Raw genomic sequence first — 15,152 nt, 5'->3', positions numbered from 1 at the left:
ACCATCCTCTGTTAAAGGTTGCTAGAGAGGGCCAATTTAGGCCCCATTACATACGTATTCTGGCTCTGGCTCCATCCCTAATCAAGGGTGCCACAATCGTCCCAACGTTTTTCCTTTTCGGTTAGGTAATCGGAATGCGGTCCTTGTGTCTGGCCAGCCATTGATCGAAGGTCTGCAGGGATGGGTACAAAGAGCGAGCGACCGCCGGATCGCGGGCCTCGCAAAACTCCTTATTGAAGTCGCGTTTGAACTGAAACATATTGCCCACATCATCCGCGCCGGGAAATCCAAACGAGCGATAGACGTCGGGCGCGACGTCTTGATAGCGAACCTCGCGACCCAACGCTTTGGTCAAGGAAGAGGCCATCTGTGCGCCGGTCAGGTGTTCACCGGCAATTCCGACGGTCTTTCCAATCAACTCGCGGCCTCGCTTGAAAATCGTCAATGCGCAACCTCCGATGTCCTCGGCCGCGATCCCCGGCAGTTTTTGTCCTTCATCGGAAACGTGATTGCCAATGTTCCCGTTTGATCTTCCTTTGGTCCCATTCCAAAATAAATGAAATTGTCCCAATAGAAGGACATCAGGAGAAAGGTGGTCGGCACCCCAAGTTCGCTGAACAACTTGTCCGCTTCACCCTTCGCATCGAAGTGGGGCACCTTATATTTTCTCATCAAGGTCGGCATCCGGCTGTCACTCAAAGGCACCCAGCGCCTCGTATCCTCCAGGGTCGACCAGATGACATGTTCGAGTCCGGCCTGCTTGGCCGCGGTCGCCATTCTTGGCCTGCGCATATTCGTTCTCCGGAGAAAAATGCTCCCAGAAATTCGTGACGCAGAACGCGCCATGCGCGTCTGAGAATGCCCGCTTCAAACTCTCGATATCATCGAGATCCGCCGTGACCGCTTCGACACCAAAAGCCATGAGAGCCCCGGCCTTGTCGGAATTGACGGAGCGGGTCACCGCTCTGGCCTTGAACGGCCCCTGGCTGTCTCGCGCCAGTGCCCGCGCCAATCCTCCGCCCTGCATACCGGTCGCTCCGATAACCGCGATAATTTTTTGATCGGCCATACCTTGCCCCCAAGGTCGTATTGTTCCCGGTCGCTACCGCCGCCATTTGCAAACGTTTATTATCGAAATGAACGCCCTGAAAATACAAGACAAGCGGAGTCCCCGTTCAGCCGGTCAACCGCGGATCGACAGAATCGTTATCGATAATGGGAAAGTGTCCATGTTTCACGCCCTCCACTCGTGGTAGGCTATAAGTGGTCAGCTTCAAATGGTGCGCTTCAATAGAAAAGGGCAGCCGGCTGAACGGCCAAGACGTGTGGAGGAGGAGACCATGAGGACATCATGTCATTGTCGGACTCGCTCTCGGACCGGGCTAACGATGAAGTCAGCCGGATTGACGGCAGGCGCCGTAATGGCGATTACATTATGGTGGGCAGCCGGTCCGCTCTTGGCAGCCGAACCTTCCGGCTCGGCAAACGAGTCCGCCGGCCCGTGGGAATGTTCGGGTTACAGCGGTGACGCGCACGCCAGGTGTCTTCGCGCCCTCATCGAGGTTCAGCAGGAAAAGATATCAAAACTCGAGGGCGAATTGCGGAGCCAACAAAGTTCCATGAATGAATTGAGAGACCGCGTGGAGCGGCAACGAGCCGCGTCCGCCGACTTGGAACGTCAGTTGTCCGACCGCTCCTCACAATCGTATACCGCCCCACCGGCAGCCTATCCTTATTCTTATGCCTATCCGCCCGTCGGCTTGGGACTCTACCTCGGCAGCCCTTGGTACGGATATGGCTTGGGGTACGGCTCCCCCTATTTCTATCGGCCCTACTTCGGTCCCCGGATCTTTATCGGCCCGCGCTTTTACGGTCCGCGGCATTTCGGTCACCACCGGGGGCGCTGGTAACGCCGGCCGCTGTGGCGAGCCGGCTCCTCCACCGGCTCGCCTGTATTCAATCGCCTATACGGACCGGCCCGTTCTTCCCACCATTTGTTTGATCAATAGATCTTACTCATCGACAGAGGGCCCAAGGCCGAGGCGTGCCCGCAGTAGATCATGCCTGGTAATGGATCGTGTCACTTTGCCGTCTTGGATCACCGGCAGAATTTGAAATCCCATCTCGAACATGCGTGACACGCAGGCGAGAGAGGTGTCTTCTTTCACGCCGACAAAGGCGGTATTCATGATGTCGCGCGCCGACGCTTTGTTCAGGTCAATGCCCGAATCGATCGCCCGGATCACATCGCCTTCATTGATGAAACCCAGAAATTCGAACTCGTCGCCGACAACCGGCCCTCCGCCCGCTCCGCTGCTGACCATGTCGATGGCCACGTCCATCGCGCTCTCTGTCGGTTTGAATTGCCGGCTGTTCGTCGCCAGGATATCGCTGACCATCCTATAGCCGCCCGCCGGAGTCCCTGGAGCATTCGTGACAACTTTCATGACATTCCTCCGTTGAAAAATGTATGAAAGCTTTGTACCGCCGGATCCGAAAGAAGGCCACTGGCGGAACCCCTAGCCCCATTATTCATGACGGTTCGTGACGAAACTGCGGAGACGCCGGGCGAGACGGGCGCGTGGAGACGCGAGGGCCCGAAGCATACTTGAAACAGTATGTTGAGGGGCCGAGTGGCGAGCCCGCCCGCCTGGCCGTGTAAAATGCACGGCCAGGCTTGTCGTAGCAGCGTATACGCAGTTGCAGTAGAAACGTTCATGAATAAGCGGGCTAGAGTGCGCGCCGGTCTTCTACAGGCGGCCTTGCTCGAAGTGCGCCTTGACGGTTTGCAGCGTATCGGCTTCCAGCGGCGATTTATCCGGCCGGTACCGTTTGACGCGGGCGAACCGCAAGGCCATGCCGGCCGGATAACGAGGCGATTCCTGCACGCCGCTGAAAGCAATCTCCACCACGAGTTCCGGACGGACATACACGACCCAGTCATCCCGATGGGTTTCGAGTTGTAGTAACCGCTCTGTTTGCCACGCCAGCATGTCGTCGGTCAGCCCTTTGAAGGTCTTGCCGAGCATGACGAACTGCCCGCTTTCGACATCGCGGGCAGCGAGATGCAAATTCGAGAGCAGGCCGGTGCGCCGCCCGTGGCCCCATTCCGCGGCGAGAATCACCAGATCCAGCGTGACGGCCGCCTTGAGCTTCAGCCACTGCGAGCCGCGCTGACCCGCCGTATAGGGCGCGGTTAATGCTTTCGCCATCAATCCCTCATGGCCGGCCTCGAGCGCTTGCGTGAGAAAGCGCTCGGCCTGTGCCGGATCTCCGGTAATGATGCTGGGAATGAGGGAACCGGATGGGACGAGTCTGGATAACAGCGCCGCTCGCTCGCGATAGGGCAAGGCAAGCAAGGAACCTTCTTCCGCGAGATAGAGGCAATCAAAATAGAAGGACGAGAGGGGAATGTCCTGCTGCAATGATGCTACGTCCTTCTTTCGCCCGAGCCGCCGCATCGTCGTCTGAAACGGCTGTGGCCGTCCATCGGCGCGCAGAGCAATCGCTTCTCCTTCGAGGATTACCCCGCGGACCGGCAAAGCTCTGACCGACTCCACGACTTCGGGCAGCCGATCGGTCACATCTTGCAATTGACGCGTGAAGACTTTGACATCCCCGTCGCCTTTATGAACCTGAATCCGCGCGCCGTCGAGTTTGTACTCCCAGGCGCCCTCCCCCAATCGCCCCAGCGCTTCCACGATGTCTTCGGCGCGGTTGGCCAACATGGGAGAAACCGGTTTGAAAAGATCAAGCGAGTAGCGCGCCAGACCCGCCGCACCTTCCTCCAATGCTCTGCGAGCCAATGCGCCGATATGCTCGGAAAACATGAACGCCTGCCGCACTTGCTGCGATGGAAGATGGGACGCCTTGGCAATGGCATCGACCACGAGGCCTTCGAGCGCGCCTTGACGGAATTCGCCGACGAGCAATGAAGCGAGGAACCGGCGTTCGGCCGCGGTCGCCCGTTCGAATAGCCGGCGCAGCGCTCGGACTTTCCGGTCCGTCGATCCCGCCCCTTGGTCGGTCGCAATCGATTCGAGTGCCTCATCCAATTCGATCAAGGTGAGCGCCTGCCCCATAGGCTCCCCTTCAACCATGGCATCCTGAATCAACCGCCAGCCGACCCCGATTTTCCCTTGCGGCAACAGACCCGAAAGATACAGCGCCGCCAACTCGGTCTCCCGTCCCCGGGTGAGGCTCAGATAGTCGGCCAGCAAGGTGGTCTTTTCGGTTTTTTTTGAGACGGCGCGAACCGCCTCGACCACCGCCGTCAAGCTACGTAGTTGCATCCGATGCCGCCTTCATTGCGGCTCTGGCAGGGATGAGGGCACCCGCGCCCGTCTCGATGCGGCGAGCGTGATCGACATGATCAGAATGGCGCCGGCCAGTGCAGACGCCATGTCCTTTTGAGCGTCCCATTCGTCGCCCTGCGTGCCGAGATAGGCGGCCCCGAGTTCCGGGCTGGCAATGGTCGCCGCGACCGCCTCGATGAGCTCAAACAGACCGCTTTGTGCCAGGGTAGCGCTGACGGGAAGGAAGTAGGACCAGGCCCCCCGCACCCCGGCCAAACGGATGAGCACCTCGCGGATAGGATAGGCCAACAGCAAACCGTAGGCAAAATGGACGAGTCGATCGAATGGATTCCGTTCGGCATTCATCAGATCCTGCAGCCAGAATCCGAAGGGCACCTTGGCATAGGTATAGTGGGCACCGACGGCGTGCACGGTCAGGAACAAGGTGATCAAGAGATAGGACAGATCGGAAAACTGAAATCGACGCCCCGTCACGATCAACACGATCACGGCGGTGATCGCCAGCATATTTTCCAGCAACCAGTCGCCTCGATCCACCGGCGAAATTGCCATCCAAGCCCAGAACAACAGGTACCAGGCGAGTAATCCCTGCACCAAGCGATTCTGCCTGAGGGGGGTTCCGGCCCATGGCGCCTGTTTGGTCGTCATTTTACGACGGAGTCTGCAGCGGATCGAGGACATGGTCCGGCGGCCGCGCTCGCCGGAGTTTCCGGCTCACAAAGACCAGGACCATGCAGAGGAGCGCCCCATACAAGGCCGCAGCCATGTCCTTCTGCGCATCCCAGACATCGCCCTGGGATCCCAGATACGTCAAGCCTAATTCGGGATGGATGGATTGCGCGACCCATGACTCAATGATTTCCCAGAGGCCACTCAATCCGAGGATGGTCATGACCGGCAGATAGTACAGTACCCAGCCGCGTACGGAAGCCAGCAGGCGGAATGCTTCTTCCAGCGGATAGGCCATCAAGAATCCGAAGCTGAAATGGACCACTCGGTCGAAGTGATTACGGTCGAAATGCAGCGCTTGGTCCAACCACTGGCCGGCCGGCACCTCCGCATAGGTGTACCGGACCCCGACCATGTGGAGGGTCAGAAACAACGTAATCGAGAGATAGGACGCGAGCGACAACGGAAGGACCCGGTGGGTGGCGATCAAAAACAACACGAGGACGGCCGGCAGAATGCTGGCCAACATCCAAAATTGGCGATCGGCCGGCTCATAGGCCGCCCACAAAGACATCACGACGTACCAGATCAATAGGCCCAGTAAGACAGATTTACTACGGATCACCGTTGCCTCCTTAGTGTGACTGGAGCAGAGCAATGGAGCTGCTGCCGGAATGCACCATTACTCTACAAACGGGATGCCGCGTCCTGCAAGCCGGCCCTCGGACTGGTTTGGATGCGCCTTGTTTCAGAGTGGGGCCGATCAACTCATTCCCGGCGGATCCTCGTGGTCCTCTCCTGTGAGAGCCTGCTCTTCCTTGCCTTCCATACCTTCCAGTTCCGACAGAATGCCCAGCAGAACCTGCCGGCGCTGCTGCAACGCTTTTTTGGGAATGTCCCTGGTTTGGGGTTCCTGTGCCGATTCCGGCAAATTGACCATCGCCTCCGCCTCACCCAATGAGGCATACTTATATTCTTCGATATATTTGTGGGTCTTGCCGTAGAGAGAGCCCAGCAGATCTTCCGTCTCGGCATCAAAGGCATTGACCGTCGGGGCTGGAACAGATTGATGACCGAGTTTTTCCAACTTCTCCAGTTGGGTCTTGATCCGATGGCTTCGCGTTTCCGGTGTAAATGAGGCATTGGTGTTCGGCATAGGAGTCCTCCCGGTTGGAGATTGGCGCCCTTTATAATGGGGACTTTATATCCTGCTTCGATGGATCGGAGACCTAGGGCTTCCCCCATAAGACACGAGAATCGGATATGCAGTGTGGGCGGCGGGAAAAGCTTGAACTGACGGAGATGAACATGATTGACTGGTTGCCGCTGGTTCACGGAATCTATACATCCGGCTCTTATTCACGCGGTAGACGCGCGTTCCACATCAATCAGATTTTCCGCTGTCGCCAACGGGAACAACAATTAGCTCAAGAGGTCAGAGATGCCGCAACAAGCACCGGCCCAGATCATTGAAACGCAACGCCAGGATTGGAATCGTGTCGCATCGGGATGGGAGAAATGGGACCAGGTTTTCGATGAAAACATGACGTACCTGAACCACCGCCTGGTGGCCGACGCCAGATTGCGTCCCGGGCTGCGCGTGTTGGATCTCGGGTCCGGAACCGGCTATCCGTCGTTGCTGGCGGCACAGACCGTCGGTCCCGCAGGACGCGTCATCGGGATTGATCTGGCCGATCAAATGTTGGCGGCCGCGGAACGGAAGGCGAAGAAACTGGCACTGGCCAATGTTGAATTCAAGACCGGCGATGTCACGCAACTGCCGTTCGAGGGCGGCTGCTTCGACGCCTGCATCAGCCGTTTCTGCCTGATGTTTCTCCCGGAATTGCCCAAGGCGCTCGGTGAAATTTCACGCGTGCTCAAGGCGGGTGGGTATCTGGCAGCCGCGGTCTGGTCAGCGCCGGCCGGCAATCCCTATCTCCAGATTCCGATCGACACGATTAGACAGTTCATCGAGCTGCCGCCTCCCGATCCGGAGGCGCCGGGCATCTTCCGCCTGGCCAAGCCGGGCGACCTGGCAGCATCAGCTCGGGATGCCGGTCTGCTGTCCGTGAGCGAGGAGGAATTTACGGCGGAGATGGGCTTCTCCTCACCGCGCGATTACTATGACAGCGTCATGGATATCGCCGCGCCCATTCAGAACCTCTTTGCAAAATTGTCGACGGATCAAAAGCGGGAAGCAGAGCAAGGAATCATTGCGGCCGCCGACTCGTATCGACAAGGCGGCACGGTCGCGCTGCCGATCGCCGTCCGCTTCGTCACGGTACGGAAGCCGGGGTAGAGATCCGGATGGGGCGACAGAAGCGATGGACTCAAAAATTCATCCTGCCTGGCACTAGGTCCAAGGCGATGTTCGGCAGGTATGGTATGTGCTGTACCAAAGCGGCATCTTCTTCGGAATCATTTCGTCCAGGACGGCTCTATTTCAAAATCGATGAAGCCGTTCTCAAGACCATCTCGCTCGGGCATGAAGACCTCCAGTCCAACCGGAAACATCGACTCAGGTACTATTACGAAATACCGGTGGAATTATCGAGGATAGGAGAGCCGTCCGTTCCGTGGGCAAAGACCGCGGCGTCCATTCCTAAACAATACCTGCTGCACGCCCCTCTCAATGCTGGAGTTTTACCTACTATCCAGGTAATCCCAAGACTCGCCCTAGTGTAATGCGTCATTAATAATTTGACAATTGGCTACAACGAGAGGCAACTTCTGCATCGTGAACGTTGCTCCCCTCATTGTCTTGTCCCCAGAGGAGCGATCGACGTTGATCGCATGGGCTCACGCGAGAAGCCTGCCCCTGCGTGTGGTGCACCGCGCCCGGATCGTCACCATGGCGGCTGACGGGGCCGACCGCGAGCGGTTTCTGGCCCTGCGGGTCGTGGGACTCAAGCAGGATGCCCCCCGCCCTGGCCGCATCCCCTACATTCCGGCCAATAAGGTCCGCGCCATTATGGAAGCGACCCTACACACGAAGCCGCCCGCTGCGACTCATTGGAGTACTCGGACCATGGCCGACGCGCATGGAGTCAGCGAATTCACAGTGCGCCGCATCTGGAAGCAGCATGGCCTCAAGCCCCATCTTGTTCGGACGTTCAAGATCAGTCGCGACAAACAGTTCATCGAGAAGCTCTACGACGTGGTCGGACTCTATCTCGATCCCCCGGATAGGTCCTTGGTGCTTGCCGTAGACGAGAAAAGCCAGGTTCGGGCTCTCGATCGCACACAACCGGGCCTGCTGCTGAAGAGAGGCCGCTGCGGCAACGATACCGCATGACTACAAACGTCATGGCACCACCACGTTGTTCGCGGCGCTGAGCCTCCTCGATGGGACCGTCATCGACGATTGCATGCCGCGGCACAACACCAGGATTTCATCCGATTCCTCAAGAAGATCGAGGCGGAGACGTTACCCCATCTCGACCCGCACCTGATCGTGGACAACTACGGGACCCATAAGCAACCCACGTGTCCAGTCCTGGCTCCGGCGGCATCCACGCTTCCATCTCCACTTCATTCCGACATCGAGGTCGTGGCTGAACATGGTTGAGCGGTGGTTCCGCGAGTTGACGGACAAGCGCATTCGCCGTGGCAGTTTCCGCCACGTGCGCGACCTCATCGCGGCGATCCAGGAGTACATCAACAATCACAACCAAAATCCTCGCGTGTTCACCTGGACGGCGTCCGCGGAAAGCATTGTGGCCCAGGTCGCCAAATGTAAAGAAGCGTTGGACGCACTACACAGCTTCCTCTGCTTCCCTGTATCAAATCAGATACTCACCGTTTATCTCTTAAGATACTCGATTTTATCCCTTACATAGCGGCGCGTACTAATTCTACGGTGGGAAGCGTCCAAAATGCTTGCAAATCAATGCCATCTCTTTACTAGAGAACCATAATCAAAAACCTGCCCTTACGGCACCATTGTTGCTTTAATGCTCTTTGTTGTTCATATGAGAATTCGAAGACTTCAGGTTTTCTTTAAAGCTTCGCCGGCCTATATGCCACGATTTTGCGTACTGGCATGTATTTTTGCGATCGCTCCGTTAACAATCGGATGCGGAGAGAGATCTGGAACGCCAACATATCGGATAGGCATAGGTCCATGGATTGGGTTCGGACCATTCTACCTTGCTCAAGAAATGGGATTCTTCAAGGAAGCCGGGGTGAGGGTGCAAACTATTGTCCTGACTGGACTTGCCGAACGAAACAGTGCGCTAAGGTCGGGACGGATCGATGCCATCGCCGCGCCGGTCGATTATTTCGTCCTATTAGCCGGTAATGGTATCGAATCCATTATTGTGATGGCCGTCGATGAATCCGTTGGGGGCGATGGCATTATCGCAAAGCGCGCTATTCAAAAGATTGAAGACCTGCGCGGTAAGCGAGTCGCGTTTCAAAGAGGGCTACCGAGCGAGTTTTTCTTGCGCGTCATGCTAACCCAGCACGGCATGACGTTGGAAGATGTGGATGCTGTTGAAATGGAAACGACGCAAGCAGGCGCGGCATTCATCGTGAATCAACTGGATGCAGCTGCATTGTGGGAGCCCTGGCTCACAAGGGTGCGCGAACAAACCGATGCCAACCTTCTCGCATCCACAAGAGAGCATAGGAATCTCATCGTGGATGTTCTCGCATTTAACAAAGACCTTGTCTCTCGCGCTCCGAACGACGTTCAATCCATAGTGGACGCATTAGTCAAGGCTATTGAATTCTGGAAGGCTCACCCGGACGAGGCAAATGAATTGATGGCGCGGCATTTTCAGATCGATGCAGAGAAGTATGCACAGATCTTACAGGGCCTTAGCTTCTGTGATCTCACCAGGAATCGCGACTATTTTTCCCGCGACGAAATTGAAGATCCTATTTTTAGGGTGGTGCAGCGCGCATCCACTATCTGGCTTAAAGCTGGGGAGATCGAGTCGGACGTCATACCAGCCTCCATACTTTCTTCAGCCTTCATCAATAATGCGAGGTGACCATATGAGGATCTTTATCGCATCAAGCGGCCGTGCCCAACGCCTGGCAAAACGGGTGCAGTATCAACTCACCGAGTTATGCAAGACTACCAAGGGATTTGGATGCCACGTATGGTGCGCAGATTCATTTCCGACAGGCCAATATCTATTTGAGACGCTTAAAGATAAGTGTGGGTCTTTCGATTTCGCTATTGTTTGCTTGACTAAGGATGACGAGACAAAGAAAAGAGGTACGGCGACTATGACTCCCCGAGACAACTGTATTTTTGAACTTGGCTTGTTTTTGGGCGGACTAATGTTTCAGCAAACTCGTTGTGCCATCCTTGCATCTGTCGAAAAATCCGCCTTGCCCACTGATATCGAAGGAATAAAATACATCCCATTTGAAGAGCCACTGAACCTGGAGGTTGCTTCTGATGACGACCTGGACGAAGCTATCAGAAACCAGGTTATTGAAATAGCGAATAACTTCCAGGGACATGAACCAAGATGTCTCTTGAGGCTGGAAATACCTTCTAGAACCTTAATGCAGCTTGAAAAGTTGGATATTTACCAGGGAAATTTGAAGCCTCCTTCAATGGTTACTGTCAAGAGAGCGGAACCATTAGAGTTGAACTTAAATTACAATTTTGCCCCTCAAATCCAGAGGAATCTCGAAGCTTCTGTCAAATATCGCTACTTTTTCCAACATAACCCGGATAATCCTTACCTAATACCATCGCTTGTGCAGATAGTTGCAGCCGCTGGGCTTGAAGGACAACTGCCGCGGGAAAGAAGGGACACCATGAAGCGCGATGGGGAGAAGGTTAGAAATAACCTAGAAAATATGAGAAAAAGTCTTACCATCGACCTGATGACGGATATGGTCCCATTGGAATTCTGCGTACACAACGCTTCGAGTAAGATCCATGCTATTTGTTACTTGGGACTTCCGAATGGAACATTTGTAAAATGTTCAGCAGGACAATCAGCTTTCGAGATTGCCAAAGATCTCATGCAAGTAAATCCTACCCCTCCGGACAAGCGGCCCATATTCGCAGAATCATTAGATAATGATCTCGGATCGCCAGGAGTTAGAATAGAGCTTCGGGAAAAGCTTCGTGAACTATTCGACCCATCTTTCCATCAAGTCATGGAAGAGGTGTGTTTTGGCGGGTAGGGTCAAGTTTGGTGTGATCGTCCCGTCTCAGCTTATAACGATTAGTGTGTTTTTATCACTCTTCTGCATCTGGTATTTCGTCACTCGAAACGGTCTTATTGATCCTATCTTTCTGCCATCACCGGCTAAGACGTTTGAAGGACTTGGAACACTTCTCACCCGCGAGTTTGTCTTGCAGTATCTGTTACCAAGCTTGGCTCGGGTGGCAACCGGTTTCGCATTGTCCGTACTTGTTGCCTTTCCTCTTGGAGTATTGGCTGGTCAGATGCCCTTAGTAGCCATGGTTGTCCAACCAGTGTGCGGAGCAGCGCGTTATCTTCCGGTGGCTGCCTTGGTCCCGCTTTGCATTCTTTGGTTCGGCATTCATGACGGGCAGAAGGTCGCCGTCATAGTTGTTGGAGTTATTTTTCAGCTTGTATTGCTCATTGCGAGCAACACAGCCTCCGTTCCCACTGAGCACGTTGAGGCTGGCTTAACGCTTGGTCTATCGCGTTGCCAAATACTGTTTCACATCGTGATACCGTGGTCTATGCCGGCGATTTGGGATGACCTTCGCATCTCAGCCGGATGGGCCTGGTCGTATTTGGTCCTCGCAGAATTAGTAGCGGGTAATAGGGGAATCGGGTATTTCATTGTCCAATCCCAACGATTTCTTGATACGGACAAAGCGTTTGCAGGAATCATACTCATTGGGATATTGGGATTCCTTACAGATCTCGGTTTCCGCTACTCTGCTATCAGACTATTCAAATGGGCATAACTTCTAATGCGGCGCTCCTTGAATTTAATAGCGCGTCAAAAATATTCTCCGCCAACAAGGACCGTACTCTACATGTGCTCGACGATATCACGTTCTCGGTACGCTCCGGGCAGTTCGTCTCACTATTAGGACCTTCAGGTTGCGGCAAAACCACACTTCTTCGGATGGCGGCCGGCCTTGAAAAGCCAAGCTCCGGCCTTATTCTTTTTGAAGGAAGTCCGATAGCAGGCCCAGACCGCCAACGAGGCATTGTCTTTCAGGCATATAATGCTTTCCCTTGGCTCACAGTTCGAGAGAACGTGGCGTTCGGGCTTCGTTATCAATCATCCGTTTTTCTGGCCGAGAAAGTCACTCGCTGGTTAGAACTGACTGGTTTAGCTGAATTTGCTGACTCCTACCCCAAGGTGTTGTCTGGTGGAATGCGCCAAAGATTGGCACTCGCTCGCACAATGATCATTGAGCCGCGGTTACTCCTGTTGGATGAACCATTCGGCGCTCTGGATGAACCTACACGCAATGCCATGCAAGACTTACTGCTTCACGTCGTAGCGCAGACCCGCTGTACGGTGCTCTTCGTCACCCATGGAATACGTGAGGCGATTTTACTGAGCGATCGAATTGTCGTGTTGTCTCGGCGCCCATCGAGAGTCCTGGATATCTTCGAGTCAACACTTCACATACCAAGGACTTCGAAGTCTGCGAGGACTGCCGAATTTATGGCGCTATATGATAAGATACTGGCCGCGTTTCCTGCGTGAGTATTCAATATGGCTTGGCAACGTAATATATCCATGGAGAAGCCGCTAGTTTCCAAGGACACTTTATTGCCTTGGAACGCAAAGCTTGTTCGGATGTACGCTCATCTTGAAACTTATTTCGCTACTGAGCTGCCTAGTGCAGTAACTCAATACTTGCCGGCTTCTATTACCTTGTTTTCGGACCCAGAGGTAGATGACACAGCAATAATGAAGTTTCTCTCAACGACAACTGAATTTCTTCTCCAGGAAATTCGTCGCAGAACCATCCGTCGCGACAAGTTGCTCAAACTGGGCTTATTCACATTTGAGCAGATGGAGTATTTTTTAAGAGCTCGTTGCTATGCACAACCATGGGCGATTTATTATTCAAAAAGCGGCGGGCTGGGAGCCTTAAGTGAAGACTTCGGAATGGTTACTCATGGTGTAATTCCATGCTCAGCAGTCAGGAACCACGGCGTCGCGTGGAAATTCGAGGATGATGATGGCCTGAAGATTTGGTTGGCTACTGCTAGAAAAGAAGGACGTGAATGGGACTTTGATTCAGATATTGGGCACGAATCAGCGCATGCTGCTTTCGCACCAATTCCACTGTTCGCTCAAGAAGCCCATTTGAGTACGGATGTGGCAGAGTTCTCGGGAGTGAGCCGACTGGAAGAACTGGGACCCGGGCATTTGGGTCGGCTGGCGTATCTTTACTCGGAAATTGCCGTGGTCACCATCCGTGGCGAACAGCGTCCCACTCAGACCGGGCTTCCCGTGCCGGAACGAAAAGAATTATTGGCATTTTTGGAGATTTCCCATCAGTTAATGCCATGTATAGGATTCGATCAAGCCATATCGGCTTGCGAGCGAGTCAATGGTCCGATTGATTTACAGAATAATGAGGAGATCTTCGAACTTGCCGCCCCTGTGATTAGAATCCTTCCATATCTTACTGGTCTTGCTACTTCCTTCAAACCGCCGACGTTAGACTGGTACCGCACGACCGGCGCCGCCGCTACACGCTAATTACGATTTCTTCTCAGCACCATGTGTTGAAGAGTTCTCTGGCTAATGGTAATCCCCGCCTAATAGTCGGCACCGGGCTGCGAAGGCAAATTAAGCCGGCTGCGCCTGAAACCGTACACGAAATAGATCACTAATCCCAGCAAGAACCAGTTACGAAAGCGTACCCAAGCGTCCGGGCTTAAACTCCACATCAGGGCAAGGCATGAAGCGATGCCAAGTAAGGGGACCAACGGGACGAACGGCGTCCTGAACGACGCGGTGCCATTCGGGAACCTCCAGCGTAGCACCATGATTCCGCCACAGACTAAGATGAAGGCGACTAAGGTACCGATTACTGTAAGATCTACAATCTCTTTCTTGGTGTATATCGCGCTCACCAGGGCGACCAGAATCCCAGAAAAGAAAGTCGCAACGTACGGCGTCCGATATTTTGTATGAACCTTCCCAAATATGGGCGGCAGCAGCCCGTCTTGAGACATGCGAAAGAAAATACGTGTCTGGCCATACTGAAATACGAGCAAGGTCGTCGTCGTGGCTAAAACTGCCCCTATCGCCACAATACCAGCCGCGCGAGAACCGACCGAACGAAGCGCCTCGACCAAGGGCCGCTCTATCTTTACATCTTCCCACCACACTATTCCTGTGAGGACAGCCACGACACAAATATAGAGCAGCATACAAATTCCAAGGGAGCCAAGTATACCTACTATCAAATCCCGGCGTGGATTCTTGCACTCCTCAGCGGCTGTCGAAACCGCGTCAAAGCCGATGTACGCAAAAAACAGATTGCTAGCCGCATACCAGGTGGCGCCCGGACCATTGGGCATAAACACACTCCAATTTTCCGGGTTCACATATACCAACCCTATCACGATAAATATGACTAATGTCATGAGCTTCAGGCTCACGATCCACTTGTTCGTCGCAACCGATTCCTCTACACCGATTAAAAGCAACAACGTTATGCTCATAACGATAAACAGGCCTAGGAAATCGAATATAACAGGAAGGCCTAAAATACTCGGGTGGTTTTTCAACGCGAGCTGCGCCAATTCCGTTTCACTTTCTATCGCCGTATGGTAGTTGACTGCGGCCCATTCAGGAATGTGAATTCCAAAATCAGTGAAGAGGACATAGATATGTGAGGACCAACTCATGGCCACTACTGAATTGCTGATGGCATATTCAAGCAACAAGTCCCATCCGATGATCCATGCTATCAATTCGCCCAGCGTAGCATAGGCATACGTATATGCGCTTCCAGCAACGGGGATACGAGAAGCAAATTCTGCATAGCACAATGCACAAAACCCACAGGCAATTGCGGTGAGTAGGAAAGCGAGGGCGACTGATGGACCTGCCCCTTGCCCATTCTTCCCCACTGCAATGACGGAACCGACTAATGTAAAAATCGCGCTTCCTATTATGCCCCCTATGCCTAACGCCATCACATCCATTCGGCCCAATGCTCGTTTTAACTTGGAT

The 15,152-nt window shown here is 54.2% G+C and carries 13 protein-coding genes and 2 pseudogenes; 8 read left to right on the top strand and 7 right to left on the bottom strand.

The genetic code is table 11. The annotated features are described in order from the left end of the window. Positions 1-121 precede the first annotated feature (121 nt). Positions 122-1,069, bottom strand: a pseudogene (locus ACWGXE_RS04070) (NmrA/HSCARG family protein). A gap of 352 nt (positions 1,070-1,421) precedes the next feature. Here ACWGXE_RS04070 and ACWGXE_RS04065 point away from each other — a divergent pair. Next, positions 1,422-1,910, top strand: a complete 489-nt coding sequence (locus ACWGXE_RS04065) for a hypothetical protein (protein ID WP_447601532.1) — start codon at positions 1,422-1,424, stop codon at positions 1,908-1,910. Positions 1,911-2,012: 102 nt separating this feature from the next. Here ACWGXE_RS04065 and ACWGXE_RS04060 read toward each other — a convergent pair whose 3' ends face one another. From ACWGXE_RS04060 to ACWGXE_RS04040, 5 genes are all read right to left on the bottom strand, one after another. Next, positions 2,013-2,447, bottom strand: coding sequence for a CBS domain-containing protein (locus ACWGXE_RS04060; RefSeq protein WP_447601530.1), 435 nt, complete (start codon positions 2,445-2,447; stop codon positions 2,013-2,015). 303 nt (positions 2,448-2,750) lie between these two features. Further along, the gene (locus ACWGXE_RS04055; RefSeq protein WP_447601528.1) at positions 2,751-4,292 is read right to left on the bottom strand and encodes an ATP-dependent DNA ligase; all 1,542 of its coding nucleotides are present in this window, start codon (positions 4,290-4,292) and stop codon (positions 2,751-2,753) included. Between the two features lie 12 nt (positions 4,293-4,304). Further along, entirely contained in the window at positions 4,305-4,964 is a 660-nt protein-coding gene (locus tag ACWGXE_RS04050; RefSeq protein WP_447601527.1) for a DUF2238 domain-containing protein, read from the bottom strand. 1 nt (position 4,965) lies between these two features. Further along, positions 4,966-5,610, bottom strand: a complete 645-nt coding sequence (locus tag ACWGXE_RS04045) for a DUF2238 domain-containing protein (protein ID WP_447601526.1) — start codon at positions 5,608-5,610, stop codon at positions 4,966-4,968. Between the two features lie 138 nt (positions 5,611-5,748). Next, entirely contained in the window at positions 5,749-6,141 is a 393-nt protein-coding gene (locus tag ACWGXE_RS04040) for a hypothetical protein (RefSeq protein WP_447601525.1), read from the bottom strand. 285 nt (positions 6,142-6,426) lie between these two features. Between ACWGXE_RS04040 and ACWGXE_RS04035 the strand changes: the two genes are divergently transcribed. The 7 genes and pseudogenes from ACWGXE_RS04035 to ACWGXE_RS04005 all read left to right on the top strand — a co-directional run bounded on the left by ACWGXE_RS04035 (position 6,427) and on the right by ACWGXE_RS04005 (position 13,667). Beyond that, positions 6,427-7,284, top strand: a complete 858-nt coding sequence (locus tag ACWGXE_RS04035; RefSeq protein WP_447601523.1) for a class I SAM-dependent methyltransferase — start codon at positions 6,427-6,429, stop codon at positions 7,282-7,284. Positions 7,285-7,722: 438 nt separating this feature from the next. Then, positions 7,723-8,743: pseudogene (locus ACWGXE_RS04030) on the top strand (IS630 family transposase); the annotation flags it as partial. A 213-nt stretch (positions 8,744-8,956) separates the two neighbouring features. Then, positions 8,957-9,982, top strand: a complete 1,026-nt coding sequence (locus tag ACWGXE_RS04025) for an ABC transporter substrate-binding protein (protein WP_447601521.1) — start codon at positions 8,957-8,959, stop codon at positions 9,980-9,982. After that, positions 9,972-11,141 (top strand): TIR domain-containing protein, encoded by a 1,170-nt coding sequence (locus ACWGXE_RS04020; RefSeq protein WP_447601519.1) that lies wholly within the window; start codon positions 9,972-9,974, stop codon positions 11,139-11,141. Before ACWGXE_RS04025 ends, ACWGXE_RS04020 begins: the two co-directional genes overlap by 11 nt. After that, complete coding sequence (locus tag ACWGXE_RS04015) at positions 11,131-11,901, top strand: ABC transporter permease (RefSeq protein WP_447601517.1); 771 nt, start codon at positions 11,131-11,133, stop codon at positions 11,899-11,901. The genes ACWGXE_RS04020 and ACWGXE_RS04015 overlap by 11 nt, the downstream gene beginning before the upstream one ends. Continuing rightward, entirely contained in the window at positions 11,892-12,659 is a 768-nt protein-coding gene (locus tag ACWGXE_RS04010) for an ABC transporter ATP-binding protein (RefSeq protein WP_447601515.1), read from the top strand. The genes ACWGXE_RS04015 and ACWGXE_RS04010 overlap by 10 nt, the downstream gene beginning before the upstream one ends. A gap of 9 nt (positions 12,660-12,668) precedes the next feature. Further along, positions 12,669-13,667 carry a hypothetical protein gene (locus tag ACWGXE_RS04005; protein WP_447601514.1) on the top strand — a complete coding sequence of 333 codons (999 nt, stop codon included), beginning with the start codon at positions 12,669-12,671 and terminating at the stop codon, positions 13,665-13,667. 59 nt (positions 13,668-13,726) lie between these two features. On the opposite strand, the gene ACWGXE_RS04000 is transcribed toward ACWGXE_RS04005, so the two are convergent. Then, a complete protein-coding gene (locus tag ACWGXE_RS04000) occupies positions 13,727-15,124 on the bottom strand; it encodes an amino acid permease (RefSeq protein ID WP_447601513.1) in 1,398 nt (465 codons plus the stop codon). Positions 15,125-15,152 lie beyond the last annotated feature (28 nt).

The sequence above is a fragment of the Nitrospira sp. Nam80 genome (genome assembly GCF_965152575.1).
The sequence above is the reverse complement of the archived record's forward strand: the minus strand, read 5'-3'. Positions and strand labels throughout refer to the sequence as shown.